Source organism: Desulfuromusa ferrireducens (genome assembly GCF_055389805.1).
This window is the reverse complement of sequence record NZ_AP042415.1, coordinates 3,856,508-3,877,716: the sequence shown is the minus strand read 5'-3', so window position 1 is coordinate 3,877,716 and position 21,209 is coordinate 3,856,508. Positions and strand designations below refer to the sequence as shown.

The window sequence follows — 21,209 nt, the reverse complement described above, 5'->3', positions numbered from 1 at the left end:
TATGTGACAGCGCACGTCAGGCAGCGTTCATCCGCATCAGCATGATTTCCATTGCCAGTTGCCGGTTGACGTTGCGTTGCAGATAATAACGGCCAGCTTCTAAAGCCTTAAGTTTTTGCAGTAAAGCGGTTGTGGTTTGTTTGTCTAGCTGCCGGTACAGAGTTTCTTTCATATCCAGATTGACCAGCTCAGATTCTGGCCGGCCATGTTTTAACAGCAGCAGATCGCGGAAAAATGCTTGGAATATTTCCAGGATTTCGGTCAGATGATCCTTGTTCCCGGCCAACTCGTCAGCGAGTTTAAACAGGGGAATAACACTGCCGGAAGAGAGTGCCAGTAACGCACGTAACAGTTCGCGACGCTTTTCCAGATACAGCTCTTTGTTTTGCCCCAGAGCTTTTTTGAAACTGCCATCCGACAACGCGGCAAGGACTGCAGCTTCGGTCTCTTGTAGGTCCAGGCGGTTCGCCAGGATCTCGGTCAGGCGTTGTTTCGGTAGCCGCTGAAATGGAAGTCGTTGACAACGGGATTTGATTGTTGTCAGCAGCGCATCCGGACGGCTGCAGAGCAAAATAATGACGGTGTTCGGCTGCGGTTCTTCCAAGGTTTTCAACAGGGCGTTGGCCGCTGCCGGGTTGAATTGTTCTGCGCCGTCAATCAGGCAGATCTTGTATTGACCCTCGAGCGGCTTTAAAGATAACTCTTTTTGCAGCGCTCGAACCTGATCGATCTTAATGGTCGCACCATCGGCATCAAGCAGGTGAATGTCCGGGTGGTTGTTGTGATCGACCTTGCGACAGGGATGACAATCACCGCAACCCTGACCCGATTCACAGAGCAGCGCCCGCGCCAAGGCTAAAGCAACCAGGCGTTTGCCGATACCATCCGGACCTTCAAACAGGTAGGCGTGGGCTACGCGTTGATTTTCCAGGGCCCGCCGGAGAATGCTTTTTTGCCGGTCATGGCCGATAATTGAATCGAAGGTCATAGCGTACCGGTTTTCAATTGGAGAAAGTCAGCAATAATTTGAGTGATCTGCTGGCTGAGCTGCTGTGCACTAAGAGTAGCATCGATAATTTTAAAACGTTGCGGTTCTGCAGCCGCCAAGCTCAGATATCCGTCTCTGATGCGTTGATGAAATTCGTGCTGCTCTCGTTCGAAGCGTCCTTCAGAGCTGTCTTGTAAGTCGGTTTCACGTTGTCTGGCGCGGCCGAGACCGATTTCTACCGGCAGGTCGAATAATAGCGTCAGGTCCGGACAGCAATCGCCCGCCGCCAGATGGTTCAGTTGGATGATCAAGTCGCGATCAAGACCGCGGCCATCGCCCTGATAAGCCAAGGTGGCATCGGTGAATCGGTCGCAAAGGACAACTTTTCCGGCTGTTAATGCCGGGCGCACAATCTCTTCAATATGTTGCGCACGGGCTGCAGCATAGAGCAGTAATTCCGTACGTGATACCATCGTTGCATTATCGGGATGTAATAAAATGCCGCGAATCTGATCGGCAATCGGACAGCCGCCCGGTTCACGAGTCTGTATAACCTCGGTATTATATTGCTGCAACCATTGTGTGAGTAAGCGGATCTGGGTGGTTTTTCCTGAGCCTTCGATCCCTTCGAAGGTAATGAATGGTGCCATTTAATATATAATATCCGAGTAAAAGGGCTCTAGGTTGCCACAACTGGGGATGATAAATTCATCCTGTTTAATCTGGCCGCCTCAAAATAGTCCATTATAGAGAAAGCGCTGTAGATGAATCAAGTTTAAACATTTTGTTTAGACACGCCACTCATTATACGATAACCCGGTAAACAGTTTGTACTGTCAGGGCCTTTTGGCTATACTCCGCGGCAAACATCTCGTTAGCTGGAGAAATATGTGTCGCCATATATCGAAAAACTAGAATTAAAACTTGGTTATCAGTTTGAAAACAAGCAGTTATTGCTCCAAGCACTCACCCATAAGTCCTTCAGTAATGAGCAGTCCGAAGCGGCAAAGCACAACGAGCGTTTGGAGTTTTTAGGTGATGCGGTTCTGGAATTGGCGATTAGCGAGTGGGTCTATCTTCACTATCCGGACATTCCCGAGGGTGGATTAACGCGCATCCGTTCTGAGGTGGTGTGTGAAGTCGGTTTGGACGCTATCGCCCGAAAGTTAAAACTTGGTGAGGGGTTACGCCTCGGTAAAGGGGAGGAAAAGAGCGGCGGCCGCGACAAGTCGAGTCTGTTGTCGGATGCGCTTGAAGCCTTACTGGGCGCTGTTCATTGTGACGGTGGCTTTGCGGCCGCAAGTCGCGTTGTTGAAAAGGTTTTTGTCGAAGCGATTGAAACCACAGCCCGCTCGCGTTACGGTACAGATTACAAAACCTGTCTGCAGGAACGTTTGCAGGCGGCCTATGGACGACTTCCCGAATACCTGTTGACGCAGGTGTCTGGCCCTGATCACGATCGGACTTTCTCAATGGAAGTTCGTTTTGATGGTAAACTCCTCGGTAGCGGTTGTGGCCCCAGTAAAAAACGGGCTGAGCAGCAGGCAGCAGCGGCGGCCTTGGACCATTCCTTAGTGCGAAAGTGTGAGAACAGTTAATGACGGAAAATTTTAAATCTGGATTTGTAGCAATTGTCGGACGGCCCAATGTCGGCAAATCGACTTTGCTAAACCGGATACTCGGGCAGAAGATCGCGATTACCTCGAACAAACCACAAACAACCCGCAATCGAATTCTTGGTATTCATAATTTCTCTGGGGGGCAGGCTCTGTTTGTCGATACCCCCGGTATTCACAAACCAAAAGGCAAGCTGAATCGCTATATGGTTGATCAGGCAATTAAGGCCTGCAGCGATGTTGATCTGGTTCTGTTTCTGGTTGAGGCAGATGATAAGCCCGGCGGTGGTGATGAATATATCCTCAAACTGCTGGAAAGAGCCAAGGCTCCGGTTTGCCTGGTCATCAATAAAATCGACAAGGTTGCCCCAACCAGCTTGTTGGCGTTGATTGATGCCTATGCACAACGTTTCGAGTTTAAAGAGGTGGTGCCGATTTCTGCGGAAAAGGGTGATGGCGTCCCGCAGTTGTTGCAGGCGATCGAACCCTACCTTCCAGAAGGGCCACAGTTTTATCCCGAGGATATGCTCACCGATCAGCCCGAACGCTTCATTGTCGCTGAAATGGTCCGTGAAAAGGTGATGCGCCGCACCAACGAAGAAATTCCCTACGGCGTTGCGGTCAAGGTGGAAACCTTTGAAGAAAAACCGGAAAAAAATCTGGTCGTGATTCAAGCGACAATTCATGTTGAACGGGATAGCCATAAAAAAATCATCGTCGGTAAGGGGGGGCAGATGATCCGTACTCTGGGGCAGGATGCCCGTCGGGAAATCGAGCGCTTTTTGGGAACCCGGGTTTTTTTGGAACTTTTTGTCCGGGTTGATAAAGACTGGAGCCAAAGTGAGCGGATGTTGCGTGAGCTCGGCTATGAATAATAAAGAAAGAATTAAAAACTGATGTTACCTGTTGTTGCAATCGTTGGCCGTCCGAATGTCGGCAAATCGACCCTGTTTAATCGTCTACTGGGAAAGCGCAAGGCGATTGTCGAAGATTTCCCCGGGGTCACGCGTGATCGTCATTATGCTGAAGTGACCCGTTTTGACCGACCATTTTTGCTGATTGATACCGGTGGCTTTGAGCCTGTCAGTGACGATCGTTTGCTGATTCAGATGCGTGAGCAGTCGCAGGTGGCGGTTGAAGAAGCGGATATCATTTTCTTTCTTATGGATGTCAAGGATGGCCTGACCGCTTCTGATATAGAGGTGGCGAATATGCTGCGCTGTGTTGATAAACCGGTTTTTTACCTGATCAACAAGGTTGATGGTGAAAAGCAGGAGATGGCGACTAACGAGTTTTATGCCCTCGGTATTGAAAAGTTGTACTCGCTTTCTGCAGAGCATGGTCGTGGAATTGGCGAACTGCTGGATGATCTGGAAGAACTCCTTCCGCCAGCAGAAGATAAGTCCGAGCAGGAGGATGAAGTCAGGCTGGCCGTCATCGGCCGGCCGAACGTCGGCAAGTCTTCGCTGGTCAATCGACTGCTCGGTTATGAGCGGGTGGTGGCAAACCCGACCTCCGGGACGACGCGCGACAGTATCGATACGCCGTTTATGCACGCTGATAAACGGTACGTACTGATCGATACGGCCGGAATCCGGCGCAAGGGGAAGATCAGCCAAACGCTTGAGAAGTACAGTGCGGTCAACGCGTTAAAGGCGATGGATCGTGCTCATGTGGTGCTGATGGTCATCGATGCGGAAGAAGGGGTGACCGATCAGGATTTGGCTGTCGCGGGCTATGCTTTTGAAAAGGGGCGGGCTCTGGTTCTGGTGGTCAACAAATGGGACCTGCCGGAAAAAGATGAAAAAACCATGGGTAATTTTCTTGCCGAGGTCCGTCGCCGTTACAAGTATCTGCCCTTTGCTCCGGTGGCCTTTGTGTCTGCTTTAACGAGTCAGCGGGTGGCTAAAATTATGCCGCTGGTGGCGGAAGTTTTTGCAGAATTCAATACCCGGATTACCACCGGCCAGTTAAACAAAGGGCTTGAAGCGATTGTCCAGAAAAACCCACCGTCGATGGTGCGTGGTCAACGGATTAAGTTTTATTACGCGGCCCAAAGCGCCGTTCGGCCGCCATCCTTTGTCCTGTTTACCAACCGTCCGGATGATGTTCATTTTTCCTATCAGCGTTATTTAACTAACTCTTTTCGGGAAACGTTTGGTTTTGACCGGGTCCCGATCCGGATCCAATTTAAAGGGCGTGGAAAGAGCGCCTGATTTAGAACAAAATCTTTACTCATGGAGATTTCTCCGTTATCTTAGGCTGTTCTTATAAATAAGTACTTTGTGGGAGATCGTTCAGAAAGCTAACCGGGATACTTACCGTTAACCGTTCGGGATTTTTCCATTATGGGCCTTGAAGGCTACCTTGAGGATCTGGGGATCAGCGATATCCTGCAGATTATCAGCCTGAGTAAAAAGTCCGGGACTCTCTCTCTATCACAGGAGAGAGAGTCTGGGACGATTACTTTCCTCGATGGTCAGGTCGTGCGTGCGACATCCTCGCTGTCCACTGAGACCCTCGGTCAGTTGCTCGTTCTACACAAAATTGTTACCACTCAACAGGTCAATGCTGCCTTGGCGCGGCAAAAAACACTCAAAGATCATCAGCCCCTCGGGGCGATATTAAGTTCTGTCTGCCAAATTCAACCAGACATTATCGAATCCATTGTTAAACAGCAGATTGAAAAAATTGTCTTCAGCTTTTTTACCTGGTCTAAAGGGAAATTTATCTTTCGCCTGGGTGAGCCACAAACCTTTGGTAGTACCACCGTTAACCCTTTTGATTTCATGTTGGGGAAAGGTGTCTCTTCACAGCGTCTGGTGGTGAAGGGGCAGCGCTTTGCTGGACAGCTGGATACTGATGACAGTGCTGATGATGACGTCGTTGAGAAAGAAATTGAGACTCTTGAAAGACGGCAGGATGACCATGACCTGACGTTGTTGCGCGGCATGTTGGCTGAGTTGCAAAATCCTTCCATGGGGGGAGGGATAATTCTGCTGATTCTGCGCTATGCCAGTGAGATTATGAACCGGGCGATTATCTTTGATGTGCGCGGCCGGCAGTTGGTCGGTTTGGGGCAGTTTGGTCTTACTAGTTTGTCCTCCGCGGCTGACGAAATTGTTCGCAAGTTACGGCTTAATATTGAACCGGGATCAATCTTTGCTCGCGTATTACAGGAACAAAATGCCGTCTGTTCGACCCTGAGTCAAACCTTTACCGAGAGAACCCTGATGGAACTTATGGGGGGCACCCCTGGTGAGGTTTTCCTTGGGCCGTTGGTGAGTGATGGTAAGGTTGTCGCTATACTTTATGGTGATAACTATCCAGACAACGGTCCGATTGAATCTGCCAAGGCCTTTGGCGTTTTTTTGTCACAGGCTGGCCTTGCAATGGAACAGGCACTGCAGAAGTGATCGTATTAATTTGTAATTTTATTTGCCGAGCAGGGCCATGGATGCTTTAGAGTAAGTTGAGGAGTTGTTTTGAAGAAAATTCTAATTGCTGACGATTCGCCGACGATGCGATCTTTGATCGTATCCACCCTCGACGCGATGGATGACTTTGAATTGATAGAGGCAGCAAACGGCTTTGAGGCATTACGCGTGTTGCCTCGAGAAAAGGTCGATCTGGTGCTGACCGACATTAATATGCCGGATATCAATGGCTTGGAACTCGTCAGTTTTGTGCGGAGTAATCCGCTTTATAAAGATACCCCGCTGATTATTATCAGCACTGAAGGGAGCCAGAGAGACAGAGATAAAGGACTGGCACTCGGCGCAAATGCTTATCTAGTTAAACCGTTTAACCCCGAAGAGTTACAGCAGTTAGTCGCAGAACTGCTGAAATAAAAGGACCGATTTAATGTCTAATCAGGCAATTGATGATTTTCTTGCTGAATCCGAGGAACTGCTGGAGAAACTGAATCAGGATCTCGCAGAACTCGGTGATAATTCGGCAAGCGGGCAGGGGAACCCAGACCTGCTCAACGGAATATTTCGCGATGCCCATTCCATCAAAGGGCTGGCCGGAATGTTCGGTTTTGACGATGTTGCCGAGCTGGCCCATCACCTGGAAAATCTGTTAGATAACCTGCGCATGGGGAAAGTTTCTTTGAGTGAAACTCTCCTCGACTGTCTCTTCGATACCTTGGAAGGGGTTTCTGGGCTGATCCGTGGAAAAGCCGAAAATCCTGATTTCACCCAGGATATTTCTTCCTATTTATCACGGATAGAACATCTCCTCACTGGTCCTGTCGAGGATGAGTCCGATCTTTTTGCCGGGTTGAATCTCGAACAGGCGTTACTCGATGTCTTAACCGAATACGAAGAGCATCGACTGCAGGAAAATCTCAAACAGGGCAAATCCCTCTTTCTGATAAAAGTTGCTTTCTCTTTAATGACCTTCGATACGGAGTTGGCGGCACTTACCGACAAAATAAAGGAAAACGGCGAGGTTATCAGTACGCTGCCTGGCTCTGAAAATGATAATCCAGAATTGCTGGCATTTCGAATTCTCTGTGGAACGGATGTCGCGCTAGCGGCACTAAAAGAACAGCTCGAATTTGCCGGTCTTGAGATCGAGATGGTGACCGGGTCAGTGGTGGAGAATTCCGCGCCCCCAGTTCCTCCAGAGGTGCACGCAGCTGAAGTTGTCACGCCGCCCAAAAGAGATGTTTCTCCCTCACCGTTGGGCGAGATTCCGCAGTCTTGCGCAGAAACGGTATCGGCCGGTACTGCTGATACTGCCGCGAAGAGTAATGACGCAGGCTCGGCGCGTTCTTTTACCAGTACCGTGCGGGTTGATATTGTCAAGCTTGACTATTTGATGACCATTGTTGGTGAACTGGCTCTGGCAAAGGGGGCAATCGCGCAACTTTGTGCTGATATGCAAACGGCCGGTCAACCGGTGCGAGATCTGGAAAAGGCAGTCCATGCGTTGGAGCGTCGCTTAAATGAGCTGCAAAATGGTGTCATGGACGTGCGCATGGTTCCGGTACGGCAATTGTTTGACAAAATGAATCGCATTATCCGGCGCATGGCTCAGGAGCTGGGGAAAAAGGTGCAGCTGGACATTCGTGGTGGGGACACGGAACTGGACAAGCTGATTGTCGAGGATTTGGCTGATCCGTTAATGCATATTATCCGTAATTCACTTGATCATGGCATTGAACCCGCGCAACGCCGGCTCGCCGTCGGCAAGCCCGAGTGTGGAACCATTTCACTGGTAGCGGCTCAAAAAGGGAATCATGTCGTGATTGAAGTGCATGATGACGGCCGTGGTATCGATCCGGTGATGTTGCGTGCTAAAGGGATTGAGAAGGGACTGCTCTCCGCAGATGCCAATCAAAGTAAGCAGGAGCTGTTTGGTTTGCTGTTTCATCCCGGATTTTCGACCCGTGAAGAGGTCAGTGAGTTTTCCGGTCGTGGGGTCGGGATGGATGTGGTGAAGAACAATATATCCTCTTTGTCCGGGATGATTGATTTAACCAGTGAAGTTGGCAAGGGGACAGTGATGAGTTTGACCCTGCCGATCACATTGGCGATTATTAAGGCCTTAGTCGTCCGCGTCAAAGGGATTGATTATGCGCTGCCGCTTAATTCGGTGCTGGAAACGCTGATGCTGGAAACGGGAATGGTCCAGACGATCGAGGGGCGTGAGGTGATGGAATTGCGGCAGCAGACCCTGTCGCTGTTGCGAATTGATGAACTGTTCAATCTTACTGGCGATGCCGGGACCGGCAATCAATTTGTCGTCGTGGTTGGTTTCGCTGATAAACGGATGGGATTTGTTGTTGACGAATTACGCGGTCAGCAGGATGTGGTTATCAAGTCGCTCGGCAAGGCCCTCGCTTTTGTCAAAGGGGTTGCTGGTGCGGCCGATCTGGGTAATCAGAAAACCATTCTGGTGCTTGATGTTAGCGGCTTGATTGGAGAAACTTTGCAGCGTGAGGTAGCCCTCGGTGTATAGGGATTTTTACGGGTTTAAATCCCGACCGTTCACTAAAACTCCTGACCCGCAATTTTTTTACCAGTCGCGCAATCACCGTGAAGCTTTTGCGCGTCTATTACATGCGGTGGAAGAGCGTGATATTATCCTCCTCACTGGCGGAATTGGATGCGGTAAGACAACCCTTTCCAGAGCCCTGATGGATGAGCTGAATGACGGTTATCGGATTGTATTGATCACCAATCCGCGGTTGTCGCCTTTGGAATTTCTTCATGCCTTGGCGATCCGCCTTGGTGTCGATGCGCCGGCTTTCAATAAATCTGAATTGCTCGAACAGGTCGGTGGCCAGCTCTATTCACTCTATCAACAGCAGGTTCATCCTGTGTTGATCGTCGATGAGGCGCAACTGATTCCGCATAAGGATGTGTTTGATGAAATCAGGTTATTAACCAATTATCAACTTGACGATGTTAACTTGATCAGTGTCGTTTTGATGGGGCAGCCCGAGTTGGTTAAACGTTTGTCTCATCCGGTGTATGAGCCGTTACGGCAACGTATCGGTATTCAATTCAATCTCAAACCACTCTTGGGGGAAGAGGTTGGTGCCTATATTGCTCACCGACTCAGTAGCGCAGGAGGACAAAAAAATCTTTTTACTTTGGATGCCGTTGAGCTGGTGGCCCGATACTCCAAGGGGATTCCGCGGCGGATCAATCAACTGGCCTCGTTGGCATTGCTGGAAGGTTTTGGTCGTGGTGTGCCGCAAATCGATGCGGATGTAATCAATGGCGTCGCTGACGAGCTTGATGGCCTTTAAATGGTAGTTTTGTTTCGTCATTATGAATTTTGGTTAGCTTTTTTGCTATAGTTTGATCCGATTCTTTGAATGGAATAGTCGATGGATTTGGCGGAAATCAGAAAGAAAGCACAACAACAGGCTGTTGCACCGCAAAGCAAAGAGCTGTGCGAACCTGTGATTGAGGCAGAACCTCTTGGGGACGAGCTGACGGAACCGGAGTTTTCGCTCTCCGCGGCAGAGGCTGTCGCTGCTGAAGAAACCACCGGTTTGCAGCAGTTTTTTCCGGAGCTGAATTTTGCTTCCGAAGAAGATTATATCCAAGGGATTTCCGGCAGAGACAAGACTCAGGATATCGAGACCGTTCAGTGGCTGACTTTCTTGCTCGGTGAAGAGGAGTATGCTTTAAATTTAGATGTTGTCATGGAGCTGCTCAAGCCCCGAACCTATACCGACCTCCCGGATGTTCCTGCCTATGTTCGTGGTATTTTGTCGCTCCGAGGTGTTGTCGTTCCGGTCATCGATCTACGCACCCGCTTGGGCCTTGGCCCGGGGCAGGATGGCAGCTATCAGCGGATTATAATTTGTGAGGGAGAACTCCAATCGATCGGTTTACTGGTAGATCGCATCACTCAGGTGGTTCGGTTGCCTAAGGAGTCGATTGAACAGGCGCCGCTGATTCTTAAGGACGGTGAGAAAAATTATGTTTCCGGGGTTGGGCGATACCAAAATCGGATGCTGATATTATTGAATCCCGATGAGGTTTTGAAGATCTGATGAGTAAACTATTGGCCCGAGGGGGCTGTTGATACTCAATTCGCCGCAAGGTGTCGGCATTTTAGGGAGTAGTATTATGCAGAAAAAGATTCTCATTGTTGAGGATGAAGAGAGCTTGCTCAAATTGGAAAGTATTCTATTAACCACCAAGGGATATTTGGTTCAGGGGGTCACCTCTGGACTAGCGGCTTTGGAGGCCGTTGATGATGAGATGCCTGATTTGGTTTTACTCGATGTAATGCTGCCGAAGATGGATGGTTTTGAGGTCTGTTCGCGGATTAAACAAAATCCGGCAACCAAGCACATTCCGGTTATTTTGCTTACCGCTAAAAAGACTCCGGAGGATATCAGCCGGGGGCATGAAGTTGGCGCGGATCAATATATTACCAAGCCGTTTAAATCTGCGATGGTTATGGATACTATCGCCATGTTGCTTAAAGGCGATAGCTGATACTAATGAATCAGGATCCTTTGACAGAATCAACACCATTGGCATCTCAACATCAACTTAAGGTCGCCTGTTTGCGGGTCGGTCTGCAGTTTTATGCTCTTGATATCATGTGTATTAAAGAGATTATTCGGGTGCTTCCGATTGTCGCAGTGCCGAAGGCCCCCGCGTACGTTGATGGCGTGATCAATTTGCGTAAGGCTGTTATTCCTGTTGTCGATCTTCGCCGTCGATTCGGTTTGGATTCAGCTATGGAAGAAGGAAAGGGACGTCGGATTGTCATTTGTGCGATCGACGGCCGGATCGTCGGCCTGTTGGCCGATGAAGTGACCGAGGTGATTTCGTGTTCCCCTGCTGACGTTCGTCCGACACCCTATTACTTATCTGGTGCGGAAGCCGATTTTTTCCCTGGAGTTTGCCGTAAAGGTGAACAGCTGATGATGTTGTTAGACCCGCGAAAACTACTGGCGAGTGAGGCGCGTGTTGATATGAGTCAGCTAGGGACTGCCGCTTTGTCTGGGGAAAGCTAAGCGGAGATGTTAATTGAATGCCCTCATTGCCATGTCCGTTTGCGTTTTAAGAAGACTGCATATGTCAGTCGCTCAATAGTTGTCCGTTGCCCCGGTTGCCAGTCAAAGTTCAAGGTAGCTATTAACGCCCCAGCGTTCTCCGCTCTCCTTGCCCACGAAGATAGTGCGATCTGCCGACAATTGCAGGAACGACTCGCATTTCTCGGCGGCATGGTGACGGTATGTCGTGATGAAGAGGACATATTCAGGCATTTGCAGCAGGATCTTTCCTCTGTTTTGCTGCTGGATGTCGCCTTTGCCGGCGGCTTTCCGTTTCAGCTGCTGGAGAAAATAAAAGCCGCTGGCAATGATCTGCATAAGATTGTTCTGTTGTCTTCGGTTTACAACCGTACGGCTTACAAGAAGCAGCCGGATTCACTGTATGGTGCAGATGCCTACCTGGAATTACATCATATCGGCGATCGACTGTTGCCATTATTAGGGGAGCTTTTCCCCGGGTTGTTTGAGCGGCTGGCGCGGATTTCTCCCGCTTGCCATGCTGGTAGCGAGAGAGCACTGCAGCAAGAGGATCTTGTCGCACAGGCTGGCAGGCTCGCTAAGTTGCTGGTTGCGGACATTGTTCTTTACCACCGCGAACGTTTGGAACAGGGGCTAGAGTCCGATCAATTGGTGGATATCTTCTCCGAACAGTTAGCGGAAGGCCGGCGTTTATTGTTTTCCCGATTGCCGGCTGCTGTTGATTTGCCGGTTGATTTTGTGCAGCAGGCCTTTGTTGCTGTATGTCAGTCTTATTCCCACAGCTAGCTGCTGTGGTGCGCAGATGGAGCCGTTTGTGGAGCAGGCCGAACTAAAAGCTTTAATGCTGGATGAACTGGTAGAGAAACGTTTGCTCGCCACGCGTAATCTGTCCCAATTGGACAGTGTTACCAAAGAGTTGTTCCTTTTGGCTCTCGGCGATGAAGACTGGCGGGTACGTAAGGAAGCCACCAGTTTTTTTATGCAACAGCCCGACACCGGTCAGTGGATAGGTTTTATTGTAGATCTGCTCGCTCACCCCGATAACGCGGGGTTGCGAAATGCGGCTATAGAAATTCTTATCGGGCTGGGGTCGCAGGTTGTCGGCTTCTTACTGAATCGCCTCTCTGTCAGTGATGCCGAAGTACGCAAGTTTATCGTCGATATTCTTGGCGAAATTGGTCATCAGGAGTGCGCTGCTGAACTTTTGCCTTATCTGCACGATGATGATGAAAATGTGCGTTATTCGGTGGTGGAAACTATCGGCAAGGTTCGCTCGGTCTCTGCTGTCGGTGCTCTGCTCGATCTCTTGGAAACATCCGATGCCGGACTGCAATTTACCGTATTCGAGGCCTTGTCATCTATATGTGAAGGTGTTCCCGTTGCCAGAATTCTTCCTTATGCGCAAAATGCGCTGTTGCGCAAATCTGTCTTTAATTGTCTTGGGCAACTCGGGAGTGCTGAAGCTATTCCTGAGTTGTTGAAGGGACTTTCCGATCCGCTGCGCAAAACCCGCGAAGTTGCGCTGCTCTCTTTTGGTCAATTAGTCAAGTCTTTGCCGGTAAAGGATTGTCCTGAGGTTGATCAGCAGTCCGGTCAGGTTGTCGAGGGGTTAATCAATTACCTGCATCACGATCGTCTGGATTATCGACGCGCTGCCTGCTATGTCTTGAGCCTGTTCCCCAATACCAGGGTTGTTGGCGAGATGTTGCCGCTATTGGCCGATGAGGACTTACGTAGCGATGTTGTTGCCGCTGCTAAACTGATTCCACAGGTGATTTTGTCAGCATTGGTTAAGACGGTTAGTCTGGATGATGAAAATGCACTTTACCTCATCTTCCTGATGGGTGAGTTGGGTTATGCCGAAATTGGCAAGCTTGCTATTGAGGCTGTTCAGTCGGATGATCCGCAATTTCGTTACGCTGCCGCGATGACTTTGGGGAATATCGCTGTCGTTGAAGCGACTGCTTTGCTTAGCGATGCGTTAGCGGATGACGTTCCGGAAATTCGAGAAGCCGCGTCTGAAGCGCTCTGTCAGATCGGCCGCCGCGAACCGACAATGATTATTAAAACAGTCGCCCCTTATCTGGAAGCATCAGATGTCTCATTGCGTTTACTCGCCGTTCGGACACTTGGCGCCCTTCCGACCGAATCGGTTGAAAATTTCCTGCTGTTGGCATTAAAAGATGTCACGCCAGAAATTCGTTGCGAAGCCTTACGTGGTCTGGCAGGGTTCCGGTCGCCGCGTTTGTTATCCGGTCTTTCTCTGGCTTTGACCGATGAGGTTGCAGATGTTCGTCGGCTGGCAGCCGTTGCCATCGGTGCTTTTCCGGCGCAACGCTCGACTTTGATATTGGATCACGCTTTAGATGATTCTGATCCTTGGGTTCGAATGGCAGCGATTAAATCTCTCACTGAGGGCGATGAGCAAGCCCTGCTACTGATTTTGGAACGAGGACTTTCTGATCCTGTGGGTTTAGTCGTCATTGCCGCACTGGAGACAACCCAACGATTGTTACCTAGTGAGGTCGGACGTTTTTTGCAGACAGCTCTAAATCATGAAGATGAAGAGGTTGTTTCTACCGCCGTGCGCTTGTTATTGGCCTCTGCGGTTGATACCCCGTTGCTTGTTCATGATCGCCCGATCGTTAGACTGCTTACCATCAATCAATTGAAACGGTCGACTGATCCACGGCGGTTTCAGCTTTTAGAGGAACGTTTAGAGTGTGAGCAAGATCCGCAGGTTCGTCTAGCGCTCGAAGAGGCTTCGAGAAATCGCAAGGTAGGGGGCTGAGCGGATATGTTTGTTTTTAAACCAGATGTGAAGATGTCGGAGGATGAGTTTCAACAGATTCGCGATTTTATTTATGATTATTGTGGTCTGTATTTTGATCTTGAATCGAAGTATATGCTCGAAAAGAGGCTGAATAGACGGCTGGCTCAGCTTCACTTCAGCAGTTTTAAAGACTATTATTACCAGCTTCGGTACAGTCGTGACCGAGATGAAGAGTTATCGACAGTCATTGATCTGTTGACGACCAACGAAACATATTTTTTTCGGGAAGATTTTCAACTGAAGACCTTTACCGAGGAAATATTGCCCGAGATCATGAAGAAAAAGCGTGGCACGGGTGATCGTAGCATAAGGATCTGGAGCGCCGGATGTTCGTCTGGAGAGGAACCTTATACGATCGCGATGTTGATGTTGCAGAACCCGGAATTGCGACGCTGGAATGTTGAAATTATCGGCACTGACATCAGTAAACAAGTGCTTGCCATAGCTCGAGAGGGTATTTACGGCAAGACTTCTTTCCGCAGTACCGATGATTTTTATATCCAGAGGTATTTTAACGAATCTGAAGATAAACTGCGGATTTCAGACCATGTCAAGCGCTTGGTAACGATAAGTCACCTCAACCTCCTGGACCAGAAAAGAGTCTCTTTTCTCGGTCAGATGGATGCAATTTTTTGCCGTAACGTCATTATATATTTTGATCTTGAAGCGAAGAAAAAAGTCATATCACGACTCCATGGACAGTTGCACGAAGAAGGCTTTCTCCTGCTTGGACACTCTGAATCACTGATGAATATCAGTACCGATTTTGATCTGCGCCATTTTACTCACGATATGGTGTATCAGCGCCCGAAAGTTTTGCCAGGGGAAGTGCGATGATTCGGGTCCTGGTGGTTGATGATTCGGCTTTTAGCCGGGTGTCGATCGGTAAAATGCTGCAAACGGATCCAAGAATAAGGGTTGTTGGCTATGCCGTTAATGGTGAAGAAGGGCTGAAAAAACTTCTTGATTTGAAACCGGATGTTGTCTCTTTGGATTTGGAAATGCCGCGTATGGGTGGTTTTGGTTTGCTGCGATTAATCATGCAGAACAGCCCTGTACCGGTTATCGTTGTGTCTTCCCAGAGTGAGCGACACGATGTTTTTAAGGCACTCGATCTGGGCGCCGTTGATTTTATTGCTAAGCCGGCTCGGGCCAGAAGCTCCGATCTTTACGCAATTCAGCAGGATCTCATCAATAAGATTGTTCAATCGGCGCAACTGAGTGGCGAAAAAATCAAACGCCGGATGATTGAGAGCGGCACCGCGAGTACGGACCTTAGTTCATCTCTCTATGCCGCTGGAAAAAAATCATCAATCTTGCTTCTTGGCAGTTCGACCGGTGGACCGCCAGCTCTGCATCATCTGTTTTCATCTCTAAAAGAGAAATTACCTATCCCCGTTGCTGTTGCTCAACATATGCCGGAGGGATTTACAAAATCCTTTGCCCAACGGTTGAATGATCATTCGGTGATGGATGTTAAGGAAGCTGAGGATGGCGATCATATGTTACCGGGGCGAGTTCTGATCTGTCCTGGGAGTAAAAATATGGTCATGCAACATTTTGCCGGTGTCGTTCGGGTTAAACTGGTTGTTCCCTCGCCAGAGCAGATTTATACACCCTCGGTAAATGTTCTGTTTCGAACCGGAGCAGTTGTCTATGGGTCAAAGGTGCTGGCGGTAGTTTTAACCGGCATGGGAAATGATGGTTCATCCGGTGTGCAGGAAGTCGTCAGGTTAGGGGGGCGGGTGCTGGCCGAAGCCGAGGAGTCCTGCGTTGTCTATGGTATGCCAAAGGAGGCTGTTCAGACCGGCATGGTGGAGAAAATTGTTCCATTAGATGGGATGTTGAAAGAAATCGAACAACGTTGTCGGCCGACTTCACAGGGGCGGTGATGTTCGTATCGCTGGTATTTAATCGTGTAAACTGTTAGTGTGACTTGTTTTTTGAAGTGTCAGTTAGGTTGGGAATGAGGGGTAGCAACAGTATGCAGACAGTTAGAGTCTTGGTGGTCGATGACTCACCAACCATGCGCCAACTGATTGTTTTTGCTTTACGAAGAATTGCTGGCTTGCAGATTGACGAAGCAGGGGATGGCGTTGCCGCATTGAAAAAGCTTTCCACTGAATGTTATGATCTTCTTTTGACTGATATCAATATGCCTATCATGGACGGTTTGAAGTTGATCAGTTTGCTGCGTAACGATGCGCAATATAATGCGCTGCCTATCGTTGTCATTACGACTGAGGGTGCATCTCTTGATCGTGAAAGAGCGACAGCACTTGGCGCGAATGAATATATTGCCAAGCCGATACAGACGGCACGTATGATCGAGGTCGTCCGGCAGTTGCTCGCTCTCGAAACGTGATATCGGCGCTCTGTTGTTCCGAGCTTGACAGTCGGCTGTGAACATGTAATAAGACGCCATTCTAGATAAAACAGGAAAGACAGATTCAATCAGGAGGATCTTTTGTCTAAAGAAGAAGCGATCGAAGTTGAAGGAACAGTTGTTGAACCATTGCCGAACGCAATGTTCAGGGTGAAACTTGACAACGATCATGTTGTCCTTGCTCATATTTCCGGGAAGATGCGCAAGTATTATATACGCATTCTGCCTGGAGACCGTGTGACGGTTGAGCTTTCCCCTTATGATTTGACGCGCGGTAGAATCACATATCGAGCCAAATGATATTTAGACCCCTCTGTTTTATGTTCCGCTGAGACAGAGAAGGTAAATTACGCAGATCGGTTATCATGCCGATCGTGAAGTATTCAACTCGATACCGGCCTTTGCCGGTTTTCGTGTATATATATCCAGTGTGATCTGTCATAAGTGACGACCAGCATAGTCGTTACGGAGGTAGTATGGAAAAGCAGTACGTTCCCCAAGATATCGAACTGAAATGGCAACAAGCCTGGCAGCAGAATCAGGCTTTTCGGGTTGATGAAAAATCAGATAAGCCCAAATATTATCTGCTGGAAATGTTTCCATATCCGTCCGGGCGAATCCATATGGGACATGTCCGTAACTATGCCATCGGTGATGTTGTTGCACGTTTCAAGCGGATGCAAGGATATAACGTACTGCACCCGATGGGCTGGGACGCGTTCGGCATGCCGGCGGAGAATGCTGCGATCGAACACGGAACCCATCCTGCTAAGTGGACTTATGAAAATATCGCTAGCATGCGCCAGCAGTTGCAGCGTATCGGTCTGTCTTACGACTGGCAACGCGAGTTCGCTACCTGTAACGCCGATTATTATCGCTGGGAGCAATTGATCTTCCTGAAAATGTATCAGCGTGGTCTGGCCTATAAAAAAGGTTCTTCGGTTAACTGGTGTCCGGATTGCCAGACTGTTCTTGCCAATGAGCAGGTTGAGGACGACTGTTGCTGGCGCTGTCACACTCTGGTCGAGCAGAAGGAGCTCGAGCAGTGGTTCTTCAAGATAACCGACTATGCTGATGAGCTGCTTGACTGGACGGATAAATTATCTGGTTGGCCGGAGCGAGTCCTGGCGATGCAGCGCAACTGGATCGGAAAAAGCTACGGTTGTGAAATCGAGTTTCCGGTGAACGACAGTGACCTGACGGTTAAGGTATTCACCACCCGGCCGGACACCCTCTTCGGGGCGACCTTTATGAGTCTGGCGCCAGAGCATCCGATGGTTAAAAATCTGGTAACGGCAGAGCAAAAAGCTGCTGTTGATCAGTTTGTCACCAAGGTTGAGCGACAGGATAAAGTTGCACGGACCAGTGGTGAGCTTGAAAAGCTCGGTGTTTTTACCGGATCGTACTGCACCAATCCGTTAACCGGAAATATGGTTCCTGTCTATCTCGCCAATTTTGTGTTGATGGATTATGGCACCGGCGCCGTTATGGCGGTCCCGGCACACGATCAGCGCGACTTCGAGTTTGCCCGTAAGTACGATCTGCCGATTCAGGTGGTGATTCAGCCGGAAGGTGAGAAGTTGTCACCTGAGCAGATGGAAGAGGCTTATGTCGGGCCAGGACTGCTGGTTAATTCTGGGCAGTTCGATACGGTCGATAATGAAAGTGCCAAAGAAAAAATTGCCGCTTATCTGGATGGACGACAGGAAGGGCGTAAGACGGTCAATTTCCGGCTGCGCGACTGGGGTGTCTCCAGGCAGCGTTACTGGGGAACTCCCATTCCGATCATCTACTGCGACTCCTGTGGTGCGGTTCCGGTCCCTGAGCAGGACCTGCCGGTGACCCTGCCGACCGATGTAGAGCTAACCGGGGAGGGTGGTTCGCCTTTGGCTCGTCATCAGGGATTTCTCAATGTCGACTGCCCGACCTGCGGCAAGCCGGCCCGGCGGGAAAGTGATACCTTTGATACTTTCGTTGAAAGTTCCTGGTATTTCGCTCGTTACGCCTGTCCTGATTATACCGATGGTCCGCTCGATAAGGATGCTGCTAACTACTGGCTGCCGGTTGATCAGTACATCGGTGGTATCGAGCATGCGGTCATGCATCTTCTTTATGCGCGCTTTTTCACTAAAGTATTGCGTGATCTCGGCATGGTTGATGTCGATGAACCTTTTGCCAACCTACTCACTCAGGGCATGGTCACCATGGAAACCCAACGCTGCTCTGAGCACGGCTGGCTTTATCCGGAGCAGATTGTCGACGGCAAATGCACTGTCTGTGGTCAGGTTGCTGAATTCGGCCGGACCGAAAAGATGAGCAAGTCGAAGAAGAACGTTGTCGATCCCAATAAACTGATTGAACAGTACGGTGCCGATACTGCTCGTCTGTTTTCGCTGTTTGCTGCACCGCCAGAAAAAGATTTGGAGTGGAATGAGCAAGGTGTTGATGGTTGTTCGCGCTTCCTTGGTCGTGTCTGGCGTGCAGTGACCGATAATCTGGAATTGATCGGTTCAGCGGAAATCCCTGCCGAGGTCTCCGGCTCGGCTGCTGATTTGCGCCGTAAAACGCATCAGACCATCAAAAAGGTGACTGAAGATGTTGATGGCCGTTTCCATTTCAATACGGCGATTGCTGCAGTGATGGAGCTGGTTAACAGCATTTACGCCTTTAAGGATGGAGAGCAGAATCCCGGCGTAATGCGTGAAGCTTTAGAGACAGTGGTTCTGCTGCTCAACCCATTTGTCCCCCACGTCTGCGAAGAGCTTTGGGAAATTCTTGGGCATAGTGAAAGTGTTGAAACCGTCGGTTGGCCAAAATGGGACGAGAAAGCACTGATTTCTGCCGAAATCACCCTGGTCGTACAGGTCAACGGTAAGGTACGCAGTAAGCTTTCTGTTGCTGTTGACGCGGATAAGGCAGCGATTGAAGCGGCTGCTTTGGCCGAGGAGAATGTGCAGCGTTTTGTTGAGGGCAAGCAGGTTCGTAAGGTCATCGTTGTTCCCGGTCGCTTGATTAACATAGTGGTATCATAATGAGAGCTCTCGCGGTAGTTGTTCTGTTTTTCTGTCTCGCTGGTTGTGGTTATAATTTTCCGGGCAAGGGGGGGGCTCTTCCTGGTGAAGTGCAGAAAATTTATCTGCCATTATTTGTCAACCGCACCGCCGAACCACAACTGGAGAGCCTGCTCAGTAACAATGTCAGCGAGGTGTTTGCTCGCAATGGCAATATCTCTCAGGTTGAAAGCCAACAACAGGCTGAGGCTGTTTTGGAGGGAACCATAACCTCCTATTCAACTCGCGCCCTGTCTTACGATAAAAATGATGACATCAGTGAGTATCGTGCCACGATGGTGGTCGACGCCAAGCTCCGTCAGTTAACCGATGGTCGGCTTCTTTGGCAGGGGACTGTCTCCTGGGATGATGAATACCAGGCCGCAAATGATAAAACCGTTCAGGAAGACTACGAGCGCGATGCCGTTGAAGAAATCAGCCTACGTATATCTGAAGAGCTATTATCCCGCTTGCTGGCTGATTTCTGAGCGGAGCAGTGATGACTGCTAACGAGCTTTTTCGTGACCTGAGAGCGGGAAAAGTCCCGTCTTTGCTATTTCTTTATGGCAAGGAGGGTTTTCTGGTCCAACGGGCTGGTCGGTTGGTTCGCCAGGCCGTCTTGGCAACCGACAATGATGATTTTAATGACAGCCGCTTTTACGGTAAGGATGCGTCCGCTTCGGCAATTATTGAAGCGGCGCTGACGCTGCCGGTCTTTGCCTCCAGGCGTCTGGTAACGGTGCGTGATGCGCACCTGTTGCCGGCTGCCGAATTAGATGATCTCCTTTCCTATCTTAAAAATCCTGTTCCTGAAACCTGTTTGTTGTTTATTGCGGATAAGATTGATAGTCGCCGTAAGTTTTTTCAGCAGTTTAAAAAAAGTGGTCAGATGGTTGAGTTTAAGCCGCTTGCTGAAAGAGAATTGCCAGGCTATGTGCGTTCATTCCTCAATGATTGCGATTATCGGATCTCCGCTGATGCGTTAGATCTTTTTTGTAGTATGGTTGGCGGTGGTCTGCATGAGGTGCACGGTGAATTGGAAAAGCTGCAGACCTACCTCGGAGATCGAAACCTGGTTGACGTCACAGATGTTCAGGCCGTTGTTTCGAGGGGGCGGGCAGAAAATATTTTTGAACTGGGCAATGCTGTAGGTCGGGGTGATGTCACCAAGGCTTTAAGCCTGACGAAGCAATTGACTGATGCTGGAGAGGCGCCCCTGAAGATCCTGTCGTTATTGGTCCGCCACTTTCGGCAGTTGTGGAAGGTGCGTGAACTGCAGGTGCAGGATTTCAGTCCTAGAGATATAGCCAGTGGCGCCGGGGTTCCATTTTTTGTTGTCGATCCTCTGATTTCACAAGCGAAGCGATTTTCGCGTAAAGATTTTCAGCGAGCCTATGAACTTTTCTTGCAAACCGATCTGGCAATGAAATCCAGCGGGGCCGATGCCGAAGCGTTACTTGATTGTCTGCTGTTGGATTTAATTCAGAAGAAATGAAAATAAAAAAAGGGGCTTCAAGAGCCCCTTTTTACTGATATGTTTAGCGTTGTTCAGCCGAGGCCATGAACCAGTTTGGTCAGGCGGGAGATCTTACGGCTGGCAGTTGCTTTGTGGATAACGCCTTTGGTTGATGTCTTGTCAATGTAGGGGATTGCTTTATTCAGTGCAGCAGCGGCTGCGTCTTTGTCTCCGGCAGCAGCGGCGTCCCGAACTTGTTTGACGAGGTTGCGCATGCTGGTTCGGATATGGGTATTGCGGGCGTTACGAACCGCATTTTGCTTATTACGTTTAATTGCCGATTTATGATTAGCCACGTATTT

The 21,209-nt window shown here is 49.5% G+C and carries 22 protein-coding genes; 19 read left to right on the top strand and 3 right to left on the bottom strand.

The genetic code is table 11. From position 1 onward, the window contains the following. Window positions 1-16 precede the first annotated feature (16 nt). Together holB and tmk are read right to left on the bottom strand one after the other, a co-directional pair. Window positions 17-988 carry a DNA polymerase III subunit delta' gene (gene holB / locus ACZ5PT_RS17355; protein ID WP_464264276.1) on the bottom strand — a complete coding sequence of 324 codons (972 nt, stop codon included), beginning with the start codon at window positions 986-988 and terminating at the stop codon, window positions 17-19. Beyond that, a complete protein-coding gene (gene tmk / locus ACZ5PT_RS17350) occupies window positions 985-1,638 on the bottom strand; it encodes a dTMP kinase (protein WP_464264275.1) in 654 nt (217 codons plus the stop codon). The genes holB and tmk overlap by 4 nt, the downstream gene beginning before the upstream one ends. Window positions 1,639-1,878: 240 nt before the next feature. On the opposite strand from tmk, the gene rnc reads away from it, so the two are divergent. The 19 genes from rnc (at window position 1,879) to holA (ending at window position 20,886) form a co-directional block, all read left to right on the top strand. Beyond that, window positions 1,879-2,586 (top strand): ribonuclease III, encoded by a 708-nt coding sequence (gene rnc / locus ACZ5PT_RS17345; RefSeq protein WP_464264274.1) that lies wholly within the window; start codon window positions 1,879-1,881, stop codon window positions 2,584-2,586. Beyond that, window positions 2,586-3,479 carry a GTPase Era gene (era, locus tag ACZ5PT_RS17340; RefSeq protein ID WP_464264273.1) on the top strand — a complete coding sequence of 298 codons (894 nt, stop codon included), beginning with the start codon at window positions 2,586-2,588 and terminating at the stop codon, window positions 3,477-3,479. Before rnc ends, era begins: the two co-directional genes overlap by 1 nt. 21 nt (window positions 3,480-3,500) lie before the next feature. Next, window positions 3,501-4,820: a ribosome biogenesis GTPase Der gene (der, locus tag ACZ5PT_RS17335; RefSeq protein ID WP_464264272.1), complete on the top strand. Its 1,320-nt coding sequence runs from the start codon at window positions 3,501-3,503 to the stop codon at window positions 4,818-4,820. Window positions 4,821-4,952: 132 nt separating this feature from the next. Beyond that, window positions 4,953-6,020, top strand: a complete 1,068-nt coding sequence (locus ACZ5PT_RS17330) for a DUF4388 domain-containing protein (protein WP_464264271.1) — start codon at window positions 4,953-4,955, stop codon at window positions 6,018-6,020. Window positions 6,021-6,089: 69 nt separating this feature from the next. Then, window positions 6,090-6,455, top strand: coding sequence for a response regulator (locus ACZ5PT_RS17325; protein ID WP_464264270.1), 366 nt, complete (start codon window positions 6,090-6,092; stop codon window positions 6,453-6,455). A gap of 13 nt (window positions 6,456-6,468) precedes the next feature. Further along, window positions 6,469-8,574 (top strand): chemotaxis protein CheA, encoded by a 2,106-nt coding sequence (locus ACZ5PT_RS17320; protein WP_464264269.1) that lies wholly within the window; start codon window positions 6,469-6,471, stop codon window positions 8,572-8,574. Continuing rightward, window positions 8,567-9,370: an ExeA family protein gene (locus ACZ5PT_RS17315; protein WP_464264268.1), complete on the top strand. Its 804-nt coding sequence runs from the start codon at window positions 8,567-8,569 to the stop codon at window positions 9,368-9,370. The genes ACZ5PT_RS17320 and ACZ5PT_RS17315 overlap by 8 nt, the downstream gene beginning before the upstream one ends. 81 nt (window positions 9,371-9,451) lie before the next feature. After that, entirely contained in the window at window positions 9,452-10,126 is a 675-nt protein-coding gene (locus tag ACZ5PT_RS17310) for a chemotaxis protein CheW (RefSeq protein WP_464264267.1), read from the top strand. A 76-nt stretch (window positions 10,127-10,202) separates the two neighbouring features. Further along, a complete protein-coding gene (locus ACZ5PT_RS17305) occupies window positions 10,203-10,577 on the top strand; it encodes a response regulator transcription factor (protein ID WP_464264266.1) in 375 nt (124 codons plus the stop codon). A 5-nt stretch (window positions 10,578-10,582) separates the two neighbouring features. Continuing rightward, entirely contained in the window at window positions 10,583-11,104 is a 522-nt protein-coding gene (locus ACZ5PT_RS17300; RefSeq protein ID WP_464264265.1) for a chemotaxis protein CheW, read from the top strand. Window positions 11,105-11,110: 6 nt separating this feature from the next. Then, a complete protein-coding gene (locus ACZ5PT_RS17295) occupies window positions 11,111-11,908 on the top strand; it encodes a zinc ribbon domain-containing protein (RefSeq protein ID WP_464264264.1) in 798 nt (265 codons plus the stop codon). 16 nt (window positions 11,909-11,924) lie between these two features. Continuing rightward, window positions 11,925-13,913, top strand: a complete 1,989-nt coding sequence (locus ACZ5PT_RS17290) for a HEAT repeat domain-containing protein (RefSeq protein ID WP_464264263.1) — start codon at window positions 11,925-11,927, stop codon at window positions 13,911-13,913. Between the two features lie 6 nt (window positions 13,914-13,919). Then, a complete protein-coding gene (locus ACZ5PT_RS17285) occupies window positions 13,920-14,792 on the top strand; it encodes a CheR family methyltransferase (protein WP_464264262.1) in 873 nt (290 codons plus the stop codon). Then, entirely contained in the window at window positions 14,789-15,847 is a 1,059-nt protein-coding gene (gene cheB, locus ACZ5PT_RS17280) for a chemotaxis-specific protein-glutamate methyltransferase CheB (RefSeq protein ID WP_464264261.1), read from the top strand. Before ACZ5PT_RS17285 ends, cheB begins: the two co-directional genes overlap by 4 nt. 92 nt (window positions 15,848-15,939) lie before the next feature. Further along, window positions 15,940-16,320 carry a response regulator gene (locus tag ACZ5PT_RS17275; protein ID WP_464264260.1) on the top strand — a complete coding sequence of 127 codons (381 nt, stop codon included), beginning with the start codon at window positions 15,940-15,942 and terminating at the stop codon, window positions 16,318-16,320. Window positions 16,321-16,422: 102 nt separating this feature from the next. Next, entirely contained in the window at window positions 16,423-16,641 is a 219-nt protein-coding gene (gene infA / locus ACZ5PT_RS17270) for a translation initiation factor IF-1 (RefSeq protein WP_072905543.1), read from the top strand. A 176-nt stretch (window positions 16,642-16,817) separates the two neighbouring features. Then, window positions 16,818-19,373 (top strand): leucine--tRNA ligase, encoded by a 2,556-nt coding sequence (gene leuS, locus ACZ5PT_RS17265; protein WP_464264259.1) that lies wholly within the window; start codon window positions 16,818-16,820, stop codon window positions 19,371-19,373. Beyond that, window positions 19,373-19,879 carry an LPS assembly lipoprotein LptE gene (lptE, locus tag ACZ5PT_RS17260; protein ID WP_464264258.1) on the top strand — a complete coding sequence of 169 codons (507 nt, stop codon included), beginning with the start codon at window positions 19,373-19,375 and terminating at the stop codon, window positions 19,877-19,879. Before leuS ends, lptE begins: the two co-directional genes overlap by 1 nt. 11 nt (window positions 19,880-19,890) lie before the next feature. Then, window positions 19,891-20,886, top strand: coding sequence for a DNA polymerase III subunit delta (gene holA / locus ACZ5PT_RS17255; protein WP_464264257.1), 996 nt, complete (start codon window positions 19,891-19,893; stop codon window positions 20,884-20,886). A gap of 53 nt (window positions 20,887-20,939) precedes the next feature. Here holA and rpsT read toward each other — a convergent pair whose 3' ends face one another. Beyond that, window positions 20,940-21,203: a 30S ribosomal protein S20 gene (gene rpsT / locus ACZ5PT_RS17250; RefSeq protein WP_464264256.1), complete on the bottom strand. Its 264-nt coding sequence runs from the start codon at window positions 21,201-21,203 to the stop codon at window positions 20,940-20,942. Window positions 21,204-21,209 lie beyond the last annotated feature (6 nt).

What these genes read in the sequence shown, in the direction of transcription:
- holB (WP_464264276.1), bottom strand. Translation starts at nt 988, where the DNA reads ATGACCTTCGATTCAATTATCGGCCATGACCGGCAAAAAAGCATTCTC.
- tmk (WP_464264275.1), bottom strand. Translation starts at nt 1,638, where the DNA reads ATGGCACCATTCATTACCTTCGAAGGGATCGAAGGCTCAGGAAAAACC.
- era (WP_464264273.1), top strand. Translation starts at nt 2,586, where the DNA reads ATGACGGAAAATTTTAAATCTGGATTTGTAGCAATTGTCGGACGGCCC.
- der (WP_464264272.1), top strand. Translation starts at nt 3,501, where the DNA reads ATGTTACCTGTTGTTGCAATCGTTGGCCGTCCGAATGTCGGCAAATCG.
- ACZ5PT_RS17330 (WP_464264271.1), top strand. Translation starts at nt 4,953, where the DNA reads ATGGGCCTTGAAGGCTACCTTGAGGATCTGGGGATCAGCGATATCCTG.
- ACZ5PT_RS17320 (WP_464264269.1), top strand. Translation starts at nt 6,469, where the DNA reads ATGTCTAATCAGGCAATTGATGATTTTCTTGCTGAATCCGAGGAACTG.
- ACZ5PT_RS17310 (WP_464264267.1), top strand. Translation starts at nt 9,452, where the DNA reads ATGGATTTGGCGGAAATCAGAAAGAAAGCACAACAACAGGCTGTTGCA.
- ACZ5PT_RS17305 (WP_464264266.1), top strand. Translation starts at nt 10,203, where the DNA reads ATGCAGAAAAAGATTCTCATTGTTGAGGATGAAGAGAGCTTGCTCAAA.
- ACZ5PT_RS17300 (WP_464264265.1), top strand. Translation starts at nt 10,583, where the DNA reads ATGAATCAGGATCCTTTGACAGAATCAACACCATTGGCATCTCAACAT.
- ACZ5PT_RS17295 (WP_464264264.1), top strand. Translation starts at nt 11,111, where the DNA reads ATGTTAATTGAATGCCCTCATTGCCATGTCCGTTTGCGTTTTAAGAAG.
- ACZ5PT_RS17290 (WP_464264263.1), top strand. Translation starts at nt 11,925, where the DNA reads ATGGAGCCGTTTGTGGAGCAGGCCGAACTAAAAGCTTTAATGCTGGAT.
- ACZ5PT_RS17285 (WP_464264262.1), top strand. Translation starts at nt 13,920, where the DNA reads ATGTTTGTTTTTAAACCAGATGTGAAGATGTCGGAGGATGAGTTTCAA.
- cheB (WP_464264261.1), top strand. Translation starts at nt 14,789, where the DNA reads ATGATTCGGGTCCTGGTGGTTGATGATTCGGCTTTTAGCCGGGTGTCG.
- ACZ5PT_RS17275 (WP_464264260.1), top strand. Translation starts at nt 15,940, where the DNA reads ATGCAGACAGTTAGAGTCTTGGTGGTCGATGACTCACCAACCATGCGC.
- leuS (WP_464264259.1), top strand. Translation starts at nt 16,818, where the DNA reads ATGGAAAAGCAGTACGTTCCCCAAGATATCGAACTGAAATGGCAACAA.
- lptE (WP_464264258.1), top strand. Translation starts at nt 19,373, where the DNA reads ATGAGAGCTCTCGCGGTAGTTGTTCTGTTTTTCTGTCTCGCTGGTTGT.
- holA (WP_464264257.1), top strand. Translation starts at nt 19,891, where the DNA reads ATGACTGCTAACGAGCTTTTTCGTGACCTGAGAGCGGGAAAAGTCCCG.